Source organism: Amylibacter sp. IMCC11727 (assembly GCF_029854195.1).
Lineage (GTDB): Bacteria > Pseudomonadota > Alphaproteobacteria > Rhodobacterales > Rhodobacteraceae > Amylibacter.
Map to the genome: position 1 here is coordinate 1813393 of NZ_CP122960.1, position 23656 is coordinate 1837048.

General features: G+C 52.5%; 21 protein-coding genes and 1 tRNA gene. 11 read left to right on the forward strand and 11 right to left on the reverse strand.

The genetic code is table 11. The annotated features are described in order from the left end of the window. Positions 1-29: 29 nt before the first annotated feature. The 3 genes from lpxD to QBD29_RS09255 are packed head-to-tail and all read left to right on the forward strand — an operon-like array spanning position 30 to position 2639. Positions 30-1124 carry a UDP-3-O-(3-hydroxymyristoyl)glucosamine N-acyltransferase gene (gene lpxD / locus QBD29_RS09245; protein WP_280097803.1) on the forward strand — a complete coding sequence of 365 codons (1095 nt, stop codon included), beginning with the start codon at positions 30-32 and terminating at the stop codon, positions 1122-1124. A 37-nt stretch (positions 1125-1161) separates the two neighbouring features. Continuing rightward, a complete protein-coding gene (locus QBD29_RS09250; RefSeq protein ID WP_280097804.1) occupies positions 1162-1422 on the forward strand; it encodes a phosphopantetheine-binding protein in 261 nt (86 codons plus the stop codon). 2 nt (positions 1423-1424) lie between these two features. Further along, the gene (locus tag QBD29_RS09255) at positions 1425-2639 is read left to right on the forward strand and encodes a beta-ketoacyl-[acyl-carrier-protein] synthase family protein (protein ID WP_280097805.1); all 1215 of its coding nucleotides are present in this window, start codon (positions 1425-1427) and stop codon (positions 2637-2639) included. 46 nt (positions 2640-2685) lie between these two features. On the opposite strand, the gene QBD29_RS09260 is transcribed toward QBD29_RS09255, so the two are convergent. Continuing rightward, complete coding sequence (locus QBD29_RS09260) at positions 2686-3300, reverse strand: invasion associated locus B family protein (RefSeq protein WP_280097806.1); 615 nt, start codon at positions 3298-3300, stop codon at positions 2686-2688. A 421-nt stretch (positions 3301-3721) separates the two neighbouring features. Here QBD29_RS09260 and QBD29_RS09265 point away from each other — a divergent pair, with 421 nt between their 5' ends. Then, entirely contained in the window at positions 3722-5290 is a 1569-nt protein-coding gene (locus tag QBD29_RS09265) for a helicase HerA-like domain-containing protein (protein WP_280097807.1), read from the forward strand. A 21-nt stretch (positions 5291-5311) separates the two neighbouring features. Here the strand turns inward: QBD29_RS09265 and QBD29_RS09270 are convergent, their stop codons facing one another. Then, complete coding sequence (locus QBD29_RS09270; RefSeq protein ID WP_280097808.1) at positions 5312-6628, reverse strand: HlyC/CorC family transporter; 1317 nt, start codon at positions 6626-6628, stop codon at positions 5312-5314. Between the two features lie 74 nt (positions 6629-6702). Here QBD29_RS09270 and QBD29_RS09275 point away from each other — a divergent pair, with 74 nt between their 5' ends. Beyond that, complete coding sequence (locus QBD29_RS09275; protein WP_280097809.1) at positions 6703-7521, forward strand: metallophosphoesterase family protein; 819 nt, start codon at positions 6703-6705, stop codon at positions 7519-7521. Here the strand turns inward: QBD29_RS09275 and QBD29_RS09280 are convergent. The 3 genes from QBD29_RS09280 to QBD29_RS09290 are packed head-to-tail and all read right to left on the reverse strand — an operon-like array spanning position 7500 to position 10046. After that, positions 7500-8420 (reverse strand): site-specific tyrosine recombinase XerD, encoded by a 921-nt coding sequence (locus tag QBD29_RS09280; protein WP_280097810.1) that lies wholly within the window; start codon positions 8418-8420, stop codon positions 7500-7502. The genes QBD29_RS09275 and QBD29_RS09280 overlap by 22 nt on opposite strands. Beyond that, positions 8420-9922: a hypothetical protein gene (locus QBD29_RS09285; RefSeq protein ID WP_280097811.1), complete on the reverse strand. Its 1503-nt coding sequence runs from the start codon at positions 9920-9922 to the stop codon at positions 8420-8422. Before QBD29_RS09285 ends, QBD29_RS09280 begins: the two co-directional genes overlap by 1 nt. Then, positions 9912-10046 carry a hypothetical protein gene (locus tag QBD29_RS09290; protein WP_280097812.1) on the reverse strand — a complete coding sequence of 45 codons (135 nt, stop codon included), beginning with the start codon at positions 10044-10046 and terminating at the stop codon, positions 9912-9914. The genes QBD29_RS09285 and QBD29_RS09290 overlap by 11 nt, the downstream gene beginning before the upstream one ends. 198 nt (positions 10047-10244) lie before the next feature. Between QBD29_RS09290 and QBD29_RS09295 the strand changes: the two genes are divergently transcribed. Then, positions 10245-10799, forward strand: a complete 555-nt coding sequence (locus QBD29_RS09295) for a shikimate kinase (protein WP_280097813.1) — start codon at positions 10245-10247, stop codon at positions 10797-10799. Then, on the forward strand, positions 10799-11911 hold the full coding sequence (aroB, locus tag QBD29_RS09300; RefSeq protein WP_280097814.1) for a 3-dehydroquinate synthase: 1113 nt from the start codon (positions 10799-10801) through the stop codon (positions 11909-11911). Before QBD29_RS09295 ends, aroB begins: the two co-directional genes overlap by 1 nt. Here the strand turns inward: aroB and QBD29_RS09305 are convergent. Beyond that, positions 11908-12795: a DMT family transporter gene (locus tag QBD29_RS09305; RefSeq protein ID WP_280097815.1), complete on the reverse strand. Its 888-nt coding sequence runs from the start codon at positions 12793-12795 to the stop codon at positions 11908-11910. The two genes, aroB and QBD29_RS09305, sit on opposite strands and share 4 nt — an antisense overlap. After that, positions 12792-13754 (reverse strand): radical SAM protein, encoded by a 963-nt coding sequence (locus tag QBD29_RS09310; RefSeq protein ID WP_280097816.1) that lies wholly within the window; start codon positions 13752-13754, stop codon positions 12792-12794. Before QBD29_RS09310 ends, QBD29_RS09305 begins: the two co-directional genes overlap by 4 nt. A gap of 141 nt (positions 13755-13895) precedes the next feature. Here QBD29_RS09310 and zwf point away from each other — a divergent pair, with 141 nt between their 5' ends. From zwf to QBD29_RS09330, 4 genes are all read left to right on the forward strand, one after another. Next, positions 13896-15350, forward strand: coding sequence for a glucose-6-phosphate dehydrogenase (gene zwf / locus QBD29_RS09315; RefSeq protein WP_280097817.1), 1455 nt, complete (start codon positions 13896-13898; stop codon positions 15348-15350). Further along, entirely contained in the window at positions 15347-16024 is a 678-nt protein-coding gene (gene pgl, locus QBD29_RS09320) for a 6-phosphogluconolactonase (RefSeq protein ID WP_280097818.1), read from the forward strand. Before zwf ends, pgl begins: the two co-directional genes overlap by 4 nt. Positions 16025-16033: 9 nt before the next feature. Further along, entirely contained in the window at positions 16034-17638 is a 1605-nt protein-coding gene (gene pgi / locus QBD29_RS09325; protein WP_280097819.1) for a glucose-6-phosphate isomerase, read from the forward strand. Between the two features lie 625 nt (positions 17639-18263). Then, entirely contained in the window at positions 18264-19826 is a 1563-nt protein-coding gene (locus tag QBD29_RS09330) for a response regulator (protein WP_280097820.1), read from the forward strand. A gap of 22 nt (positions 19827-19848) precedes the next feature. On the opposite strand, the gene QBD29_RS09335 is transcribed toward QBD29_RS09330, so the two are convergent. The 4 genes from QBD29_RS09335 to QBD29_RS09350 form a co-directional block, all read right to left on the reverse strand. Further along, positions 19849-19922 (reverse strand) — tRNA-Gly (locus QBD29_RS09335). A gap of 73 nt (positions 19923-19995) precedes the next feature. Then, positions 19996-22050, reverse strand: coding sequence for an ASKHA domain-containing protein (locus QBD29_RS09340; protein ID WP_280097821.1), 2055 nt, complete (start codon positions 22048-22050; stop codon positions 19996-19998). A gap of 121 nt (positions 22051-22171) precedes the next feature. Then, the gene (locus QBD29_RS09345) at positions 22172-22558 is read right to left on the reverse strand and encodes an ectoine synthase (protein WP_280097822.1); all 387 of its coding nucleotides are present in this window, start codon (positions 22556-22558) and stop codon (positions 22172-22174) included. 6 nt (positions 22559-22564) lie between these two features. Next, positions 22565-23653 (reverse strand): methyltetrahydrofolate cobalamin methyltransferase, encoded by a 1089-nt coding sequence (locus tag QBD29_RS09350; protein WP_280097823.1) that lies wholly within the window; start codon positions 23651-23653, stop codon positions 22565-22567. Between the last annotated feature and the right edge of the window lie 3 nt (positions 23654-23656).

The window sequence follows — 23656 nt, forward strand, 5'->3', positions numbered from 1 at the left end:
AAGGGCGCCCGTTTTCGTTAGAGGACAGCATGGCAGATTTTTCAATCGCAGACATCGCAGAACAGTTGGGCGCAGAGGCGGAAGGGGATCTTTCGCTACGTGTTACCAGCGTTCAAGAGCCGCACAAAGCGGAAAGCACGCAATTGGCGTTGGCGATGGAACCGTCCTATGCAGACGCGGTGGTGGCGGGCAATGCCCAAGCGGCTGTGGTCTGGGAAGGCGCCGATTGGCAAGGCATGGGGCTGAAGGCGGCAATTTTTGCGCCGCGATCTCGGTATGTTTTATCTGGGGTGACGCGGGTGTTTGAACATGTGCCTGACATTGACCTTGGAATCCATCCTACGGCCATTATCGACCCAAGCGCAGTGATTGGCGCGAACCCATCCATTGGGCCATTTGTGGTGATTTCATCTGGCGTTGTGATTGGTGACAACGCACGTATCGCCAGCCATTCCAGCATCGGGCGCGACGCCGTTATCGGCAATAACCCATTGATTTACCAAGGGGTTCACATTGGCGCACGTGTGCGCATTGGCGATGATTTTTATGCGCAGCAAGGCGCTGCAATTGGTGTGGATGGGTTTTCGTACGTCACTCCTAAACCGGGAGCCGTGGAAGAGGCAAAAGCAACGGGCCAAATCACCCAAGCCAGCAAAACCAGTGGATTTGCCCGTATCAATTCGCTCGGTTCTGTCGTTCTCGGGGATCGCGTTGAAGTTGGCGCAAATTCCGCACTTGATCGTGGGACGATCGCGAATACCACAATTGGCAACGGCACAAAGCTGGATAACCTCGTACATGTTGGCCACAACGTGACTGTGGGCGAAAATTGTTTGCTGTGTGGCCAAGTGGGCGTTGCAGGCAGCAGTGTGATTGGGGATCGCGTTGTACTCGGCGGCCAAGTGGGTGTTGCCGATCACATCACCATCGGATCAGATGTGATTGCTGCAGGTAAATCCGGCATCTCCAGCAACGTGCCATCGGGCCGTGTGATGATGGGCAGCCCCGCAATGAAAATGAACCTGAATATCGAAGCCTACAAAGCCCTGCGCCGATTGCCCCGATTGGTGGCCAAAGTGGCGCAATTGGAAAAGATGGTTTCCAAATCGCCCGAAACGGATTAATTCGGTGATCAAGTTTTGAGCATTGGTGAACACACCCATGAACGTGCATGAAAAAATCCGAGCGATCTTAGCCGAGCAAGCCTTGCTGGAGCCTCAAGACGTCACCGATACCGCATCCCTAGAGGATTTGGGCATCGATAGTCTGGGCGTGGTCGAAGTGATCTTTGCCATTGAAGAAGCTTTCAGCATCTCTGTCCCTTTTAATGCGAACGATCCCGAAGCATCCAATTTCGATTTGTCTTCGGTGACGGCCATTTCCACTGCAGTTGAATCCCTGATTGCTGAGCAGGCAAAATAAGCATGTCAAACCGTGTGGTGATTACAGGGCAGGGGGCAATATGCGCCCTTGGTCTATCTGCTACCACAACATTGGATGCGATGCTCAATGGGCGGTGTGGGATCGGTGCGCTGGACTTCCCTGATGTGGATCGTCTGTCTGTTCAGATTGGGGCGCAGATAAAGGGCTTTGATGCGGATGCGCGATTTACGCGCTCTCAACAGGCGCTCTATGATCCGTTTACGCAATATGCGCTCATTGCCGCGCAAGAGGCCGTAACCCAATCTGGCCTAACCATTTCAGACGCTTTAGCGCTGGAAACAGGTGTGGTGCTTGGCTCTGCTGGCGGTGGCTTACAAACGCAGGATCAAAATTACAAAACGGTTTATGAAGATGGCAAAAACCGTGTGCATCCCTTTGTTGTTCCACGATTAATGATGAATGCGGCCTCCAGCCATGTGTCGATGGCACAGGGGGCGATGGGTCCGTGCTTCACGGTGAGCACCGCCTGTGCCTCGTCCAACCACGCCATGGGACAAGCGTTTCAAATGGTGCGGTCTGGCGCGGCCAAGGTGATGTTGACGGGGGGCAGCGACAGCATGTTGTGCTTTGGCGGGATCAAAGCATGGGAAGGGCTTCGGGTTTTGTCCCCAGATGGGTGCCGCCCGTTTTGCGCCACGCGCAACGGAATGGTCCAAGGCGAAGGTGCGGCCATTTTTGTGTTTGAAAACCTTGATCATGCTACGGCCCGTGGGGCCAATATTCTGGCCGAAGTTGCAGGGTTTTCTATGACGTCTGACGCGGCTGATATCGTCGTTCCAAACGCTCAAAGCGCGGCGCGTGCGATGGCGGCCTCTGTCAAAGATGCGGGTCTCAATCCCGAAGACATTGGGTTCGTAAACGCGCACGGCACGGCTACATCGGTCAACGACAAAACCGAAATATCCGCTCTGCGATTGGCGTTTGGTGCGGCAGCCAACGACATGGCCGTTACGTCCACCAAATCAATGCACGGCCATATGATGGGCGCAACTGGGGCGGTTGAACTGCTGTCATGTGTGGCCGCTGTAAAAGACGGTGTTTTGGCCCCTACGATTAATCACGCAGAAGATGATCCTGAATGTGACTTGGACATCATCGCCAACACGTCGCGTGAAACACCTGTGACCGCTGCGATCAGCAATGCCTTTGCCTTTGGCGGATTGAATGCTGTTCTAACGCTGAAACGATACAAATAAAAAACCCCGCACAATGGCGGGGTTTCATTTCGGATCTGATATCAGCTTATTTTGGCTCGATAGCCGTCCAAGCCGCAGTAAACCCTTTGAGTGATAACTCAAGGTTCAAAGGTTTGTCCGCCGCCGCAACAGATGCAATCACGACAGTGGCTTTAGCACCCTTTTTCATGGCTGCAATTTCACCAGCCGTCATACCGAAACGCGCATAGCACCCCAGTTGGTCACACCATGTGTAAGGGTAGCGTTTCGCCTTGCCAGCGTCGATTTTCATTACGACCTGCGCTGTCAGCAAAGAGCCAAGTGGCGTTGCAATATCAACACCTGCCACGGCTTTGCCGCCCTTAGGCAAGGCCTGCATATCGATTTGTGCAACAGGGTTGCCATCGGCATCTGGCAACAGATTGTACAGACGGCAGACTTCTTCTTCTTTGACTTCCCCTTTGATGCAACGAACTTCCCAGGCTTCGAATTTGTCGCGCAAATAGCCATCGCCAATTTGCGGTTCAGTTGTTTCTTCTGCTACTGGAAATTCCTCATCCGTCGCAGGAGCTTGGGTTGTTTCTTCGGTTGCTGTTTCCGTTTCAGTCGCAGTTTCCTGCGCAAACGCAACAGGAGACATCATCAACAATGCAAGTGCGGCGGGGATCAATGTATTTTTCATCAAGAGACCTTTGTGTTCCTTCGGAAGATCATTTTCCATGAGCGTTTACATAATGGCAAACGCTGGGATTGTCAGCGCATTTTTTCGTGTGTGCAAGTGATCGCTCATTTATTCTGCTGCGCTTCACAAAGCGTAACATACAGCAATGTTTAGATGCAAAAAAGACGCTTGGAGTTTTCTCCTAAGCGTCTTTTTTTCTGCGTAAGCAGTTCTCCCCATCGGACTGGCCGATCAATGAGAGGCAACCTAGGCGAGAAAAAATAACGCGTCAACAGTCCGATGGCCAAATTGTCGCAGATATTTAACAAATTCAGGAACGAGGCGTGAACACTGACCAAAGGGTCAAAAATGAACGCGATTCAGGCGTGGCATGAGCCAGAATTTTGGGTATGGTTTGCCAAGATTTAAGGGAGCAGGCGCAATGGACAATCCAGAACTCATTTTTATTGGCGGCGGCGGTGAAGGCTATGAAGAGCCTCAATCGTTGATCCTAAAGTATGCGAACCGTCACGGGTTGATCGCAGGGGCCACGGGTACCGGTAAAACAGTGACCCTGCAAATTTTGGCCGAAAGCTTTTCAGCGGCAGGTGTGCCTGTGGTGCTGTCCGACGTCAAAGGCGATTTGTCAGGTATCGCAAAATCAGGCTCGCCCGATTTCAAACTGCATGACGCTTTCATGAGCCGCGCAGAAAAGATCAAGTTTGATACCTATGACTACGACAAATTCCCTGTCACTTTTTGGGATTTGTTTGGCGAACAAGGCCATCCCGTACGCACCACAGTGTCCGAAATGGGGCCGTTGTTGCTGTCACGTTTGATGGAGCTGTCAGAAGCGCAGGAAGGCGTGATGAATATCGCGTTCCACGTGGCCGATGAACAGGGCCTGGCTCTTTTGGATCTAAAGGATCTTCGCGCCATGTTGATTTGGCTTGGTGAAAATGCGGATGAAGTTTCGCTTGAATACGGCAATGTGGGCAAGAACTCGATTGGGGCCATTCAGCGCCGTTTGCTTGTCCTTGAAAATCAGGGTGCGGATTCGTTCTTTGGGGAACCCGCGCTTGATCTGAACGATATGATTTCCACCACACAAGGCGGGCAGGGGCGGATCAATATTCTGGCCGCGGATAAGCTGATGCAAAGTCCCCGCCTTTACGCGACCTTCTTGCTGTGGATGTTGTCTGAACTGTTTGAAATGCTGCCCGAAGTGGGCGATCCAGATAAACCCAAACTGGTGTTTTTCTTTGATGAAGCGCATCTTCTGTTTGATGACGCGCCAAAGGCCCTGCTTGATAAAGTGGAACAAGTGGCCCGTTTGATCCGGTCCAAAGGGGTTGGCGTTTATTTCGTGTCCCAAAACCCTGCGGACGTGCCTGATGACATTCTGGGGCAGCTGGGCAATCGCATGCAACACGCCCTGCGTGCCTTTACCCCCAAGGATCAAAAGGCATTGAAACTGGCGGCGGCCACCTTCCGCGAAAACCCAGCGTTCAGTACGCGTGAAGCGATCACAGACATGGGGGTGGGCGAGGCTTTGGTGTCCACGCTTGAAAAAAAAGGGATGCCGTCCATTGTGCAGCGCACCTTGATCCGTCCGCCATCGTCACAGCTTGGCCCGATCACCAAAGATGAACGCGCCGCCGTGATTGCCAACTCACCCGTGGCTGGGATTTACGAGGCCGAAGTGGACCGCGAAAGCGCATTTGAAAAGCTGCGCAAACGGGCAGAAGAGGCTGCCGAAGAGGCCGAGCGTTTAGAGCGCGAAGCAGAAGAAGCCGAAGCCCGCGAAGAAGCGGAAGCAGAGCGCAAACGTGAATTCCAAAAAGCACGGAGATACGATGGCGCCTCTTCGCGTTCCACCAAACGGAAACGCTCTTCTCGCCGTGACAGTGTTGGCACAACCTTTGCCAAATCCTTTGCGCGCCAACTGGGTACGAAAGCGGGGCAAACGCTCATTCGTGGGGTTCTGGGCAGCTTGTTCAAAGGGCGCTAGGCCCTTTGAAACTGTTGCGGATCAAAGGCGTTTGATCCGCAAGCTGGTGATTTTGTTCTGCTCGCGCGCTGCGATTTCAAAGCGGAAGCGGTGGAACGCAAACACTTGGCCCACCTCTGGAATCATCTGCGCTTCGTGGATCACAAGGCCAGCGATGGTATTGGCTTCGTCATCTGGCAGAGACCATTCTAATGCGCGGTTCAAATCGCGAATGGTCATTGCCCCGTCGATCACATAATTGCCCGCATCATCCATTTGCGGGGCTGTTTGATCGTCCACATCGTGTTCATCCGAAATCTCGCCAATGATTTCCTCGATGATGTCTTCGAGCGTGATCAGACCTTGCAATGCGCCATATTCGTCAACGACCAGGGCAAAGTGGGTTTTACGGCGCAAAAATTCACGCAACTGATCATCCAGTGTGGTGGTTTCTGGCACGAAATAGGGTTTCATCGCCACATCAAGCGCGTTGAAATCATCAAGCGCGGCAAGTGCATTGCTTTCGCCGCGCATAACTTTGTTCACGGCACGCAACAAATCCTTGGCATGAACAACACCCACGATGTTTTCTGGATCATCTTTCCACAAAGGCAAACGGGTATAAGCCGAAGTCAGACATTGGTTGATAATGTCCTGCGGTGCGCTGTTCGCATCAATCATTTCCATATCAGATCGGTGCAACATGATTTCTTCGACTTCGCGGTCCTTCAGGTCCAGCGCACCCAGCAAACGGTCACGATCATCCCGATCCACATTGCCTTCCACATGGCCAAGCGCGATGGTGCCTGCAATCTCTGCCTGGGCTGCGCCTGCTTCGGCTTGATCTGATGCAGACACACCAATCAGCGACAAAATCCCCCGCACAATAAATTGCACCATGGCCACAATGGGGGACAACACCGCCACGACAATTGTAATGGGCAAAGACACAAGCGTCGCCGCTTTTTCAGATTGTAAAATGGCATAGGTTTTTGGCAGCACCTCGGCAAAAACCAGCACCAGCGCGGTCATAACCAGCGTTGCCATGGCGATTCCGTTTTCCCCAAACAACCGCAAAAACAGGCTGGTTGCCAAAGAGGCCGCCAGAATGTTCACAAGGTTATTGCCCAACAAAACCGCACCGATCAAACGTTCGGAATTCTCTGTCAATTTCAGCGCCCGATTGGCCCCAGTGGATCCCCGATCTGCAAGGGAATGCAGCTTCCCGCGGGATGCTGCGGTCAGCGCGGTTTCACTGCCTGAAAAAAAGGCCGAGACACATAACAAACAAATGATCGCAATCACGGTCATCCATGCCTCAAAATCCATCAAAACTGTTGCACTTTGTGCGGTTTCCATTTCTGGTCTTCCTCGAAGTTGATCTTGCCCTTGTTATGGGCATCCAAACCGCGCCCCGCAAGAGAGGAGCCGTCATGCGTATTCAAGATTTAGGTGTGATGACGGGTGAAATCCTGCTTTTTGGCGGAATTTATTCAAACTTACCCGCATTGGATGCGCTTTTGTCCATTGCAATGGACCGTGGGATCAAGCCGCAAAACATGATTTGCACGGGTGATGTGGTGGCCTATTGCGCTGATGCTGAAGCCTCTGTTGCGCGACTGCGTGCGCTTGGGTGTCTTGTGTTGTCAGGGAATTGCGAGGTGCAATTGGCCCAAGACGCAGACGATTGTGGTTGCGGTTTTGAAGAAGGTTCCACCTGTTCTGCACTGTCCGCACGGTGGTATGCCCATGCCAAAAATCAAGTTACTTTAGAAAATAAAGTATGGATGAGCGGCTTACCTGAGCGCATCATTTTTACACACGAAGGCCGACGTTACGCAGTTGTCCACGGCGGTGCGAGCGATATCGCAACATTTGTCTGGCCCGTTACATCTGACGCGGATATTCAGCGTGAAATTGATCTGGTGCAAACACAGGTTGGCCCAGTGGACACGGTGATCGCAGGGCACACGGGTATTGCGATGGACAAGCAGGTTGATGGTGTACGTTGGATCAACTCTGGCGCAGTTGGTATGCCTCCAAATGATGGTGATGCCCGGGGAGCCTTTGCGATTTTGTCTGGAAATACCGTTCAATTTGAACGACTTACCTACGATACTGAAACCGCGCATCAGGCCATGATCGCGGCAGGGCTGACCCAAGGCTATCACGAAACGCTTGTCTCAGGCTTTTGGCCCTCCGAAGAAACCTTACCACCAGAAATGCGGCGTCAGTCATCCGCCAATGGGTGATGGGTCAGCACGAGGGATTTTAGATTTTCATCCAAAACATGGGTGTAAATCTCGGTTGTGGCCACATCCGCATGGCCCAGCAGCATCTGAATTACCCGCAAGTCCGCGCCACCTGCCAACAAATGCGTTGCAAAAGCATGGCGCAGCGTATGTGGCGTTACCGTTTCAGGGCTCACACCCGCCATAACAGCAATTTCTTTGACCAGTGTGTAAAACCGAACGCGGGTCAAATGACCGAGCTTGCCTCCAGAGGGGAACAAAAAACGCGATGCGGGTTTGCCGTTTTTCACATTGGCTTCTTCAACTCCATCACGCACCACCAACCACGCCGCAATGGCCATCTTTGCAGGCGGGGACAACGGCACAAGCCGTTCTTTATCCCCTTTACCTCGCACCAGAACCATTTCGGGATTACCGCGCACGGATGCCACGGGCAAAGACACCAATTCGCTCACCCGCATACCTGTGGCATACAGCAATTGCATCAAACAGCTGTTGCGCAAGCGATCCGCCTCGGAACGGCCCGTAATTTGGGCTGCGTCCAGCAAGCGATCTACTTCGGCTTCTGATAGGGTTTTGGGCAAATGGCGTTTTTTCTTGGGGCCGCGTATTTGCGTGGCGGGATCATCATCACGCCAGCCTTCTTCAAAAGCAAAGCGAAACAACTGCCGCACTGCCGATAACCGCCGCGCGCGGGTGGCCTGAGCCATGCCTCGGTTGTCCAGACTGATTAGGTATCCTTCGACATCTGCGCGTGTGGCCTGTTCGAATGTTACTTTTTCAGCTGTTAAATACTCCGAAAACTCTGCCAAATCACGGGCATAGGCCTTCAGCGTGTTTTCGGATGCGTCTTGTTCAGCATACATCGCTTCCAGAAATATTTCGATCCAGTTTTGCATCACGATCGTCGCGACAAATACAGCACTGCTTGGATTGCAATACGCCGTGCTTCGTCTTCCAAACCTGCGATGCGCAGTGTTGCGATGGTTGTTTCCAACGCCGCAGGATCGCGGTGTCGCGAGCGAATTAGGTTGATCATGGACTTCATGATAGCTTCGCCCATTTGCCCCCGCTTCGCATCCTCGATCAGTGAATTGGAAAAGGTTGTGCCTTGAAATGCCGCCAAAATCGCCGCTTCGATATCTGTGCTGGCGGTCTCTGGCAATTCACCCAAGGCCAAAGTTTGCAAAAACGCATCCGTGGCCGTTTGGGGGGCGTAATCTGCCACCAGCTCTGCGTTGTCCGCATGCAAAAGGTTCAGGAAAAACCGCGTGCGATCCCCTGATGGGGTCAAGGCGACACCTTCCAAATCATCTGCTGCAATATCTGATAGGATAAATTCCAAACCTACCGCATTCAGATCACGATAAGCTGTGCGCAGCGCATCAGAAATCTGTTCCGCAGTGCCCACATCCATGGCGCGCAACAGTTTTTGGACCGCCGACACACGCACCCAAACACCCCCAGAAGCCGATGGTTTTCCATCTTGATACAAGGCGATCAATTGCTGTGGCGGGATCGCTTGAGACCGTACCAAACGTTCCATAGCAATCACCTGATTGCGCCAACCTGTTTCACGCTGCAAATCTTGGTGCAAGAACGCCAAAGGCAAGGCCTGCCCACTGCGTGGCATGGCAAGCGCCTCTCGCATTATGAAATCAAGCGCGGTCAAGGGCACAGGGGCAGGGGGCGGATTGCTTTCGTCAAACAGTTCTGGATCCAGAAACAGGGTCAGCAGTTCCGCATCCAATTCGGGGATTTGACGTAAGGATTTCGCGGTGGTCAGGGTCAAAGCCGCCGCCGACCAATCATTTTCACGAGCCAAACAAAACACCCGTTCCTTAAGGCCTGGGGCAAGGGATGGATTGCGCAACATGGTGGCACAGGCCGATTGCGCCCGACCCGTCAACAACCCCACCTCAAAGGATTGTTGGAACAGTTCGGGTGTGCTTGGCCCTGCTTGGTTCAACAACGCCTCCGCCTGATCAAGCGCGCCAGCATTCAACAAATGGGCCACACGAGCAGACAACAATGTACCTGGGTTTGAAACTCGTGCAGGTGGATCAATTTCGCTGAGCGCAATGCGTTGCCACAACGCTGTAATTTCATGCAACGTAAAATCGAAATAGGGTGCAATGAGCCGCGCAATGACCTTTGGGTCGCCATTGCCCCAAAAATTCTGCGGAATGCCTGTTTGCTGTGAGGTTAAAATTCCAACCGCATCGGGTTGTGACGCGCTCAACGGTGTCGACGTAATCGCCTCGGAAGAGGGGCTGTCGATACTGTTTTGGACAACGGGATCGAGCGTGGTTTGTTTAATCTGTGCGAATGCAGGCCCTTGTCCTGCAAGGGACAAAGCAATCAATACCCCCGCATTGGCTAGAAATTGTTTATGAATCATCAAGCGTAACAGGAACCGTCACCTCGGTTTGGGGGGTGGAAAGATCACCCACAAAGGAATAGCCGAGTAAGCCCAAGAACCCCAGAACGATCAGAATAATTACAAACCGTATCAACTTGCCCATTATAATATTCGCCCTTGAGCCCTGTTTTCGTTTCGTTGCCCCAAAACCGCATCCGAAGAAAACGATCCTAAGGGGTTGTGTGAAGTTTAGACAATGTTATCACCCAAAATGGAATTTGATAATGGGGCATCGGCAGGAAGTTGCGTATTTTCTGCCCGTGTGGTCCAAATTGAAACGTCACACTGAAACGGAGCCGCCGTGCGCTATCAGCTGAATAAAACCATTGCGGTCATCGGGCTTATGGGGGCAGGCAAAACCGCTGTCGGTACGCTTGTGGCGCAAAAACTCGGTGCAGCGTTTCTTGATTCCGATCAGGAAATTGAAAAAGCCGCGAACATGTCCGTGGCCGAGATTTTTGCCCGCGATGGCGAAGGGTTTTTTCGCACCAAAGAAAGCCAGATTTTAGAACGCCTGTTAAAAAGCGAGCCTTGCATCCTGTCCACAGGTGGCGGCGCATACATGACAGAAGTGAACCGCAAGCTGATTTCAGATCACGGCGTGGCGCTATGGCTTAAGGCAGATTTGGATTTGCTGTGGTCGCGGGTCCGCCACAAAGACACGCGGCCCTTGTTGCGCACGGACAATCCAAAACAAACGCTGGCCGATCTGTTGGAAAAACGCGAACCCGTTTACGCCAATGCAGAAATTGTGGTGGAATCCGAAAAAGGCATCAGCCTTGACGACATGGCGAACAAAGTCGTGGAAACATTGCTCAACGCGCCCCACAGCGGCGTGACACAAAAGGCAGGATAATGCGCGAACAAGTACATGTTGCCCTTGGCACACGGTCCTATGACATTGAAATCGGTACGGATTTGCTGGGCCAAAGCGGATCGTTTATTGCACCAATGTTGCAGCGCAAAAAGGTGGCGATCATTACCGATGAAACTGTCGCTGGCCTGCATTTGACAACACTGCTTGAGGGGCTGCACGCTGAAGGGATAGAGGCTGTGACCCTAACCTTGCCTGCGGGCGAAGCTACGAAATCTTGGGATAACATCCAGAATTCCGTGGAATGGTTGCTGGCGGAAAAGATCGAACGGGATGACATACTCATCGCTTTTGGCGGTGGGGTCATCGGCGATCTGGCGGGCTTTGCGGCCGCTATTGTGCGCCGTGGCATTCGCTTTGTGCAAATTCCGACGACGCTGTTGTCACAGGTGGACAGCTCGGTTGGGGGTAAAACAGGGATCAACTCGCCCCACGGCAAAAACCTTGTGGGCGCTTTTTATCAGCCGCAATTGGTTTTGGCAGATGTGTCCGTGCTTGGCACGCTTACACGGCGGGATTATTTGGCAGGTTACGGCGAAGTCGCAAAATACGGTCTGCTTGGGGACGCTACATATTGGGAATGGCTTGAAGAAAACGCCAGTGCCGCCGCCGAAGGGGACGTGGCCAAACGCATTTATGCGGTGAAACGATCCTGCGAAATGAAAGCAAACATAGTTGCGCGCGATGAACAAGAACGGGGCGATCGAGCGTTGTTAAACCTTGGCCACACCTTCGGTCACGCGCTAGAGGCTGCAACAGGCTATTCTGATCGTTTGTTACACGGCGAAGGCGTATCCATCGGGTGTTCGCTGGCCTTTGAAGTGTCCCAACGGCTCGGGTTTTGCTCGCAAGAGGCCCCAAGCCGCGTGCGCGAACATTTTAAGGCAATGGGCATGAAATGTGACCTGTCTGAAATCGACGGCGATTTGCCAGATGCGGACGGTTTGATTGCCTTAATGGGGCAGGATAAAAAAGTCCGTGCAGGGGTAATCGGCTTCATCATGGCCCGCGGGCTGGGGGATGCTTTCGTTACGCGGGATGTGGATTTATCGGTGGTAAAAGACGTGCTGGAACGGGCGCTCGCGCAGCGTTAATCCGCCGCCTTTTTTATCGCACCGGATGCCAAAGCAACGCCCACCGCGACAATGGCAATACCAACCCATTTTGCCATGCTGATCGGCTCGGCCAAGAACATCCACCCCCCAATTGCGCCGATTGTCGGAACCATGGCAGCTGCTGCAGCGGCGATGGCGGACCCAAGGGCGCGGATCGCATAAAGATAGGTAAAGTTGGCCACAAACCCAGCCATAAACCCTTGAAACAGCTGTAAACTAAGGATCGGTGCGGGCAGGGAGGTTAGCGTGGTTCCAAAGATCAACAAGCCCACCGCAAACGCAATGGCCGACCAGCCGAGCAACAGGATAGCCCCATCCACTGGGTCAAGCGATGCCCAATTGAACCGCACGGTATAGCTGGCCCAACAGCACGAGGCACACAGGAACAGCAAATGGCCTCGCCATGCTCCGTTTTGCGCGTTTGAAATGGCTTCAAAGCCGCCAACGGCCAATGCGCCAATCACCACCAGCGCAATGCCGACAAACTGCGAAATTCGATAGTTTGATCCAAGAACCCCAATGGTGATGGCCGCCACGAACACGGGCAACATGGATGGAGTAAACAATCCCCCATCAACCGTTGGCGCAAACCGAAACCCAGACGCCAACAACACCGTAAACAACGTGCCACCCAAACCGCCGATGATTGCCACATCCAGCCAACTTGCGCCTTTAGGCTTCAGCCCGCGTTTCAAAATAAACGGCAACATCGCTACGGCTGCAGGAAAGGATCGTAAGAACCCAACATCAAACGCACCAAGATTTTGCGTCATGGCGGCCCGTGTGGACACCAGATAGCTGCCCCAGATCAGAATTGTAATGAACAAAGCGCCCCAAGCCAAAATGCTTTGGCGCAGGGTCATGCGGAACAGGACGCGCCACCCAAAACGCAAAACTTGGCGCAATGTGGGTGGTTTAATTTGACGGGTTGTTCGGCCTCTTCCAGTGTCTGACCCAAATCAAACTGCGGATCATAGGCCAGCAAGGTACAGGCCAACACGGACAAATGATCAGAACCTTTTTTCTTAACCACCATACGCGAAGACGCACACATCACATTATTGGGTGATTTGTTTAAGATACCCCAGCAAGCAGTTGTAATTTCGGGCACTTCCACCGTTTCATCCATTTCTGGGAACAGCAAAGTTGCAGCTGGATTATAGGCATCAATGTCAAAACCGTGGGTTTCGTAAAACGCTGCATATCCCGCGCGGCTTTGGGCATCCGTATCGCCCCAAACCGTGCGCCCGGCCACGTGCATGGTAAATCCATTGTCCTGCAACCACGCCATCCCCTTCAAAGCAATGGCATAGCTGCCTTTCCCACGTTCTTGGTCGTGCAATTCTTCTGAATAGTGATCCACAGAAATGTGCAGCGTCAGTTTGTTGGGGAATTCAGCGTTCAGCGCCAATAAACCTGCTTTCATAGACTTACGCATCATCGGCAACATGGCATTTGTCAGGATCAACACGTCAAAGCCGCGCTCCAAACAGACGCGCGCGATGTCGATCATCTCGGCGTTCATGAACGGCTCGCCCCCCGTAAAGGCGATTTCGGTTGTGGGCCAATTGCGTTCGGCAATTTGATCCAAATAGGACGAAACCTCATCCGCAGTGATATAAACCAGCCGATCATTCTTGGGCGAAGATTCGATATAGCAATTCAAGCATTCGATATTGCACAATGTCCCTGTGTTGAACCACAGCGTTGTCGCCCCACGCAGGGCCACACGAGCCCGTGGTTCACCCTTGGCCGTGATATCAGGGTCTTGAAACTTTGCCGCTGGCAGTGGGTCGGGCAGGGTAAATTTTTGGTCGTTCATAGGGTTGCCTGTAGATGCTCTGCCATTGGCTAACCTGTATCAGGTTACATATCAAAGGAAAGCTTGTAAAATGCACGGAGTTGTGACTGTATACGCACAAGAAATGATATCGCTAACGTAAACGGAATCAGAGGCTTACAAATGGTGGCAACCACAATCCCCGTCGACGCATTTGACTTGGTCATTATTGGGGGCACAGGGGATCTGTCCCGCCGCAAAATCCTGCCAGGCCTATTTCGCCGTATGTGTGCAGGACAAATGCCTGACACCGCGCGCGTTATCGGGGCGTCACGGTCGGATATGGACAAGGCAGGCTTTCAGGCTTTTGTCCGTAAAGCCCTAGAGGAATTTGCAGGCGAAACCCAATGTGATGACGGCGCGGTTGATCGTTTCTTGGAGTTGATCGACTATGAAACGCTCGATGTGTTTGCCGATGACGGTTGGAAACGCCTCAAGAAGAAGCTGCGTCCTGATGTGATACGCTCTGTGTATTTTTCCGTTGGGCCGAGCCTGTTTGGCGAAATTGCCAGAAAACTGTCGGCTCATGGTGTAACGGATGACCACAGCCGTATTGTTGTGGAAAAACCCTTTGGCCATGATCTTGAAACCGCCAAAGAGTTAAACGCAGAACTGCGCGCCTGTTTCAAAGAAGAACAAATTTATCGCATTGATCATTATCTGGGCAAAGAGACCGTGCAAAACCTGATGGCCGTTCGGTTCGGCAATGCACTGTTCGAACCGCTGTGGAATGCACAGCATGTGGATCACGTGCAAATCACCGTTGCGGAAACGGTCAGTGTTGACGGACGAGGGGCCTATTACGATAAATCTGGCGCGATGCGGGACATGGTGCAAAACCACATCATGCAGCTGTTGTGCCTCACCGCTATGGAACCGCCCAGCAAATACGGCGCAGACGCAGTGCGCGATGAAAAGCTCAAGGTTATCAGGGCTCTCGAACCCGTTGCCATGGATGAAGTTGTGCGTGGGCAATACAGTGCGGGCGGGGATATTGCCGACTATCTTACCCATTCCGAGAACCCAAAATCGAAAACCGAAAGCTTCATCGCGATGAAGGTCAAGATTGCGAATTGGCGGTGGGCAGGAACACCGTTTTACATTCGCACAGGCAAACGGTTGCGCAAACGCATGTCCGAAATCGCCATCGTGTTCAAAGACCCGCCTCATTCCATTTTCGATGGGGATTTCAATCGCAAAGGCAATGTTTTGGTCATTCGCCTGCAACCAGATGAAGGCATGACCCTGCGTGTCACCATCAAAGAACCAGGTCCAGGTGGAATGCGCCTAACCGAAGTACCCCTTGATATGACCTTTGCCGAGGCTTTGGGGGATCAGGTGGCCTTTATGCCAGATGCCTATGAACGGTTGATCATGGATGTTATTCGCGGCGATCAAACCCTGTTTATGCGCGGAGACGAGGTCGAAGCCGCATGGAACTGGGTCGATCCCATCATTGACGCATGGCAATCCGCAAATGACACGCCAAGCGAGTATGATGCCAATGGTTCGGGCCCCGAAGACAGCCTTATGTTGTTGCACCGTGAAGGTCGGCGCTGGCGCGAAATTAAATCATGACCAAAATTACAGAATACAACAGCCGCGATGCCTTGTTTCATGGGCTGGCCCATTGTGTGGGGCAGCAACTGGAAACGGCGCTCAGCGCCAAAACGCATGCGACGTTAGCAGTTCCAGGCGGCACAACACCGGCGCCTTTCTTTGAACGGCTACGGCAAAATCCGCTCGATTGGAAAAACATCCGCGTCACGCTGACAGATGAACGTTTTGTTCCCGAATCCTCTGATCGGTCCAACACGCGACTGCTGCGCCAGACCTTGTTTCAAGATCACGCCGCAGATGCGCAGTTCATTCCGCTTTATGCACCCGCAGATCAGCCAGAAGACGTCCTGCCGGCTCTTCGAATGGGTGTGACCCAAGTTTTGCCATTGGATGTTTGCGTGCTGGGGATGGGCACTGATATGCACACCGCCAGCCTGTTTCCTGGTGCAGACCTTTTGGCTGAAGCTTTGGGGGACACAGCTCCAACAGTTTTGCCGATGCGCGCCCCAAATGCGCCAGAACCGCGCATGACGCTGTCCGCGCCCGTTTTGCGCGGGGCAGGGCATGTGCATCTTCTGATCACAGGCCCTGACAAAAAACAGGCGTTGCAAAACGCAATGGAACTCACCGACGAAACGCTGGCTCCTGTGCGCTGTATTTTGGCCCAAGCCCACGTTCATTACGCAGATTAAGAGGACACGATGGATTACTGGAAAACACTCGCTGCGCAGCAGGAAACCCACAAGGACCGCGCTATCTTGGATTTGTTTGATGAGCCGACACGGTTCGATCAGTTTTCCGCCCGCTGCGGTGATTTCCTGATGGATTTCTCCAAAACCAATATCGACGCAGACACCAAAGAAACCCTATTGGATTTGGCCCGTTCCCGCGGAGTGGAACATCAGCGCGATGCGATGTTTGCAGGACAAAAGATCAACAAAACCGAAGACCGTGCAGTACTGCACACCGCCCTGCGCAACTTATCTGGTCGCAAAGCCGAAGTTGACGGCAAAGACGTTATGCCCGATGTTTTGGCCACCTTGGATAAAATGGCCAGTTTTGCAAACGGCCTGCGTTCGGGCGCAATTCAAACCGCTTCGGGCGCGGTATTCACCGATGTAGTGAACATCGGCATCGGGGGATCTGATTTGGGGCCAGTGATGGCAAATGCCGCGCTAACGCCGTACGCCGATGGCCCTGCGGTGCATTTCGTGTCCAACATTGATGGCGCAGACATTGCCGATACGCTCATGGGATTGAACCCTGCCACGACCCTTGTAATCGTTGCGTCCAAGACTTTTACCACCATTGAAACCATGACCAACGCGCAAACGGCCAAAGACTGGTTGTTGGGCGCGGTTTCTGAAAATGACATCGGCAAACATCTGGCGGCCTTGTCCACGGCTGAGGACAAAACAGCAGACTTTGGCATCCCAGCGGATAGCGTTTTCGGTTTCGAAGATTGGGTAGGCGGGCGCTATTCCGTTTGGGGACCCATTGGCTTGTCGCTCATGATTGCAATCGGTCCAGACGCGTTTACTGATTTCTTACGAGGGGCCGAAGAAATGGACACCCATTTCCTGAAAACCCCGCTGGACCAAAACCTGCCGGTTTTACTGGCTTTGGTCGGCATTTGGCATGCCAATATCTGCGGCTATAATACCCGCGCTGTGCTGCCCTATGATCAGCGTTTATCGCGCTTGCCCGCCTATCTTCAGCAGCTGGACATGGAAAGCAACGGCAAGGGCGTTGCAATGAACGGCGCAACCCTGTCGCGCCATTCAGGCCCGATTGTTTGGGGCGAGCCTGGCACCAACGGCCAACATGCGTTTTATCAACTGATCCACCAAGGTACGCGCGTAATTCCTTGCGAATTTTTGGTGGCGCGGCGCAGCCATGAAACCCATCTGGCGCATCAACACCGCTTGTTGTTGGCAAATTGTCTGGCCCAATCCGAAGCGTTGATGATTGGCCGTGACATGGACACGGCCCGCCAATTGATGGCCGACAAAGGCTTTACAGGCGACGAGTTAGAACGCCAAGCCGCCCATCGTGTGTTCACGGGCAATCGGCCAAGTGTTACGATGATGTATGATGTAATGGACCCAAGAAGCCTGGGCAAAATTATCGCGCTTTACGAACACCGTGTGTTTGTCGAAGGGGTGATTTGGGGCATCAACAGCTTTGATCAATGGGGGGTCGAACTGGGTAAAATCCTCGCAACCCAAATGCTACCCCTGATCGAAGGCAGCGAGGTTTCCGAAGGCAAAGACGGATCGACACGGGGGTTGTTGGCGTCTTTGTAGCATCGCAAATCGAGCGTAATCCTCTAAAACCGTTATATATTTAGGGCTGAATTTTTCGGTTGCTTGCGTGTGACTTTTAAACGTTAAGGGTTTCTTCAACCCAATCGCGTACTTCTTTTCCAAACTAGCGTTGGATTAGGAGGTGCCTCATGCCTGTGGGTCTTCATCATCATAGGGGGTATCGCCATTTAACTGTCACGCTTTGTGGCTTTGCGTTCTTTTGCGGGTTTGTCCTCTAACCATGCGCAAACTCCGCCTCAAATCACAGTTTATGATTGCGATGGGTCTGGGCGGCCTCTGTATCGCACTCCTGATAGGTTCCGTTGCGTTAAACTTTGGCATCGGGGTGACAGGCGCTTTGATCCTTTTTGCGGCGCTTTGGTTCGTGGTTGCGGTTATTCTCTTTCAATTTCTATTCGCGGCTCTGTTGAACAAGGTACAAACCCAACTTGATCAAATATCGTCCCAAAATCCGCCTTCGAACCCGCCTAATCTCCAGTTTTCAGGCTTAGAATTTCAACACCTACAGGCGACCCTATCTAAAATTACAGATCAACAAAAAAAGATTGAGCAAGACTGCGCTGACCATGAGCGCGCCGCCCGTCAAGCCGAACAGGCGAATAAAATGAAATCAGATTTCCTCGCCAATATGAGCCATGAAATCCGAACGCCTATGAATGGTGTTATCGGAATGAGCGAACTGTTGATGGAAACCAAACTCGATGCAGATCAGCAGCTGTTTGCAACCACGATTGCCAAATCAGGCACGGCGCTTTTGACGATCATTAATGATATCTTGGATTTCTCGAAAATCGCCGCTGGAAAAATGACACTCGAACCTACGGATTTCAACCTTGAAGCCGCACTCGAAGACGTTGTCACATTGCTGTCCGTAAAAGGCGCCGAAAAAAACGTGGAACTCGCACTGCGCTATGATCCTACATTGCCCCAGATGGTCAAAGGGGATGTTGGCCGTATTCGTCAAATCATCACCAATATTGCCGGTAATGCAGTGAAATTTACTCAACAAGGCCATGTCAGCCTAGACGTGTCAGGTGCAAAAACAGACGAAGGGTGCGCCATCACCTTTAAGATTACGGATACAGGAATTGGTATTCCCGATCACATGATGGGCCGCATATTCCAAGACTTCGAACAGGTTGACGGCATCGAACACCGCAAATTCGAAGGGACGGGCCTTGGGTTGGCTATTTCTACACAACTTGTTCATCTGATGGGCGGGGATATTTCCGTCACCTCATCACTCGGGCAAGGGTCTGTTTTTACAGTAAATCTCCTATTGGCCGCCGCCGATGTAGGGCAAAAAAAATGCACGGATCCCTTTTTGAAAACCCATGCGACCGTGTTGGTCGTTGACGATCTGCCGATCAATCGCACCGTTCTGTCTGAAAGGCTGGCTTGCTGGGGGATTAAATCCCTTGTGTTCGGCTCCCAAAAAGAAGCGTTGGAGGCTGCGCGCAACGCGATCAACGGCATTGATCTGTTCATTGTTGATGCGCAAATGCCGAATGCGGATGGTGTAAAATTTTGCCAATCCATACGTCAAATTCCGCAACGCGCCACAACACCCATTCTGCTTATGTCCGCGGTAAACCATCCGATTCCAAAGGAAGACTTGAACGCAATCGGCCAGTGTGACGTCATGTTAAAACCCTTGCGATCTTCACTTTTGCACCAGACTATTGGCAACCTTCTTGACGTTGATCCAATTCAGGACGCTCCGAAACTCCTGGAGCAAACCATCATGGCGGCCCCAGCTAATCTGTCGCTCAACGGCCATCGGTTGAAACTGTTGGTGGCAGAAGACAATCGCACCAATCAACTGGTCGTTAAAGCCATGTTAAAAGGGGCAGGTATTGACTTAATCTTCGCCAATACCGGTGCAGAGGCAGTGAATTTGTTCCAAGAATGTCAGCCAGATATGATCTTTATGGACATGTCGATGCCCGAAATGGACGGTATCGAAGCGGCAAAATGGATACGCGATCTTGAACAAGAACAGGGCAAAAAGCCATGTCCCATCGTCGCACTTACGGCCAATGCCATGGCTCAAGATCGTGAGAAATGCGAACAGGCTGGCATGGATGACTTTTTGGCCAAACCCATCAAAAAATCCCAACTGTTGGGCGCTTTGCACAAATGGACCGCCCTGTTACAGGCCGCGTAGTCATTCAGGACGCTAAAGATTTTGGAGCGGGTAACGAGAATCGAACTCGTAACTAAAGCTTGGGAAGCTGCCGTGATACCTTTTCACCATACCCGCCTTGCACTGTGAGCTATGCAAAATCATCCATCGGGTCAAGCGCCAACAGAACGGTCGGCGCAAAACCCGTGATTTAACCGCGCCGTCTGCGGCGGCGGCCTGTTGATCCTTCGCCTGTCTCCGCCGTGCCTGTATTGAAATTCACCGGTGGCAACGTCACAGTAGATTCCAAAATCGGGAAGGTTTCCACACTGTTCGGGATCGCGCTCGCATTCACAAAATGCTCTTGGAAGCGGGGCTCAATGGCGGTTTCAATTTTGTGAATATCGCGCACCACTTTTTCAATTTCGGTGCGGGCATCTTTGTTCAACAATGCGATGCGCGCCCCTGTGCCCGCAGCATTCCCGGCGCTTGTTACCTTATCGAGCGGGCAATCAGGAATCATGCCCAATACCATCGCGTGTTTGGGGGAAATATGGGCCCCAAAAGCCCCCGCCAAAACAATGCGATCCACTGAATCGACGTCAAACTTGTCCATCAACAGTCGCGCCCCAGAATAAAGCGCCGCTTTGGCCATTTGAATTTCGCGAATGTCACGGTTGGTTACCGTAATTTTTGGGCCACCGTCTGCGGAACCATCCCACACCAGATACGAATGTGTACGCCCATCCAAGAAACACCGCTCTGTTCCCGTTTGTTCTGGGGACCCGATCAATCCTGGCCCATCAACAATTCCGGCTAGGCGCATTTCAGCGACCAATTCAATGATCCCAGACCCGCAAATTCCCGTAATGCCTGATGACAAAATGCTCTGCTCAAACCCGTCTTCATCGGACCAAATATCTGAACCAATCACACGAAAACGCGGTTCCTTGGTCACAGGATCAATCTCAACCCGTTCGATGGCCCCAGGGGCTGCCCGTTGCCCACTGGAAATCTGTGCTCCTTCAAAGGCAGGGCCAGTGGGGGATGAGCAGGCCAAAACTTTGTCTTTGTTGCCCAGCAGGATTTCCGCATTGGTGCCAACATCCACAACCAAAACCAAATCGTCAGATTTATCAGGAGCTTCGGACAATGCCACAGCCGCCGCATCCGCCCCAACATGACCCGCGATACAGGGCAAAAGGTATACGCGCGCCGCTGGATGCAGGTTCAAATCCAGCTCAATCGCACGCATTGAAATTGCATCTGATGTGGCAAGAGCAAAGGGCGCTTGGCCCAATTCAAACGGATCAACACCCAAGAAAAGATGGTGCATCACTGGGTTACATACAAACACCGCATCTACGATCAAATCTCGGTCAATTTCGGCCTCTGACGCGATGTTGACAAACAGCGCATTCATGCCTTCACGCACGGCGCGGGTCATTTCCTCGGCCCCATTTGCGTTCATCATTGAATAGCTGACTCGGCTCATCAGGTCTTCGCCAAACCGAATTTGTGGATTCATGATACCAGAAGAGGCGACAACTTCGCCCGTTTGCAGATCACACAAATGCCCAGCAATCGTGGTAGAGCCCAGATCAACGGCCAACCCATAGATCGAACCGTCGTAAAATCCTGGCCAGATGTGCATGATGCGCGGTGAAAACATATCATCGCCCAGATGCACGGCGCATGTAACCTTCCATTCGCCTTTGCGCAAAATGGGTTGCATGGTCTGCAAAATACGCAGATCGGCCTCCAAATGGGGCAAATCCCACTGAGCGCGCAATGCCATCACCAAGCGTTCCAAATCGCCTGACGGATCGTGCATGTCAGGCTCTTGAACCTCAACATAATAGAGCTTGGTAGACGGGTTCATCACGATATCACGCGCCTCAACCCGCTTGCGCACCACTTGTTTATGCACTTGGCTTTCTGGCGGGACATCGATCACAACATCGCCATTTACCTGCGCCTGACAGCCCAATCGCCGTCCGTCAATCATGCCGCGTTTGGATTTATACCGCTCTTCGACACTGTTCCACTCGCTCAGCGCATCATCCGCAACGGTCACACCGTGCTTGGAAAACTCGCCGTAAGAGGGCTGAATTTGACATTTTGAACAAATCCCGCGCCCACCACAGACACTGTCCAAATCGACCCCCAACTGACGTGCCGCAGTCAGAATGGGCGTTCCAACGGGAAAATTCCCGCGTTTACCTGACGGAGTGAAAATCACCAAAGGATCGTTTGAATCGGTCATGGGTTTTGCCTTGTGACATGTCTTTTGTTCAACAAAACAATAGGCATAGCGGCCCGAATGGAAAGCCAAACCGCGTCACTTTTGGGCGATTTGCGCCACTTTCTTAACTTTTTGAGAAAACCTACTCGGATGCGGCGTAACTGCCGCTTGCGTCATGGGTTTCAGTGCCAGACAGGGCAGGGGTGAACACACAGACCAAGCGCAAATCGCCTTTCGTGGCGGTCAGAATATGGGGTTCATGATTGTCGAGCACATAGACCGTCCCCGCGCTCAGTGGAAACACCTCACCCGTCAGCACATTTGTAACCGTGCCTTCGCCCGCGATGCAGTAATTGGTTTCAACGTGGTTTTTGTATTCCAGCTCAAGAGTTTGACCTTCACTCACCACAGTGTCGTGCAGCGAATATCCCAATCCTTCCCGTGCAAGCAAAAGGCGACGGCTTTGCCAACCATCGCCCGAGGCGTGATCGGCCGTACCGATCACATCCGTAAGTGATTTGACAATCACAGCGTTTTACCCGCGACGCCGACGACCACCACCCGCACGACGGCCACGCGCCCCTGCTTCGGCTTCGCCTGCTTTTGGTGCAACTTTGTTAAAGTTGATCCAAGTAGAGCCGTTCGGATCGTTATCTGTCAGGAAGTTGGCCGCATGGATGGCTTCCATCTCCTTGCCAGCCTTTGGTTTGGTCGATCCCAAGCCAACAAGGTTGGCGAATACTTCCAAATCAATTCCATCAGGAACAATGATGCCTGCTTCGGCCAATTCCGCCATTTTCGCATCAATCTTCTTTTGGTTCACAGGCAGGGCTACAGGGTTCATGATTGCTGATGTCATCCCTGCCGCCATGGCCATAGGCAAGAACGCGTTGTTGATGCCGTGGCGGTTTGGCAAGCCGAACGAAATATTGGACGCGCCACATGTGGTGTTCACACCCAATTCTTCACGCAAACGGCGCACCAGTGTGAACACCTGCAAACCAGCGGTGGACATGGCGCCGATTGGCATCACCAGCGGGTCAACCACGATATCATGGGCAGGGATGCCAAAATCAGCGGCCCGTTCCACGATCTTTTTCGCAACGGCAAAGCGCACATCTGGGTCTTCTGAAATACCAGTGTCGTCGTTAGAAATTGCCACAACTGGAACATTGTATTTCTTCACCAGTGGCAGAACCATTTCCAAACGCTCTTCTTCACCAGTGACGGAATTCAACAGCGGGCGGCCTTCGGCTGCGGCCAAACCGTTTTCCAGCGCACCTGGAACAGAGGAGTCGATACACAATGGCACATCCACAACGGCCTGCACCTTTTCCACCAACTCTTTCATCAGGGTTGGTTCAACAAAGTTGTTGTCGGCATAACGGGGGTCTTCGGCCATTTTGTTGGAAAACACCGCGCCAGAGTTCACGTCGAGCACATTTGCCCCAGCCATAACCTGTGCAATCGCATCGGCTTCAACGCGGGAAAAATCCCCTTTTTCCAGCTCTTCGGACAGAATTTTACGGCCCGTTGGGTTAATCCGCTCCCCGATAACGCAGAATGGCTGATCAAAGCCGATGATCGCGGTTTTTGTTTTAGATTCGACGACTGTGCGTGTCATGGT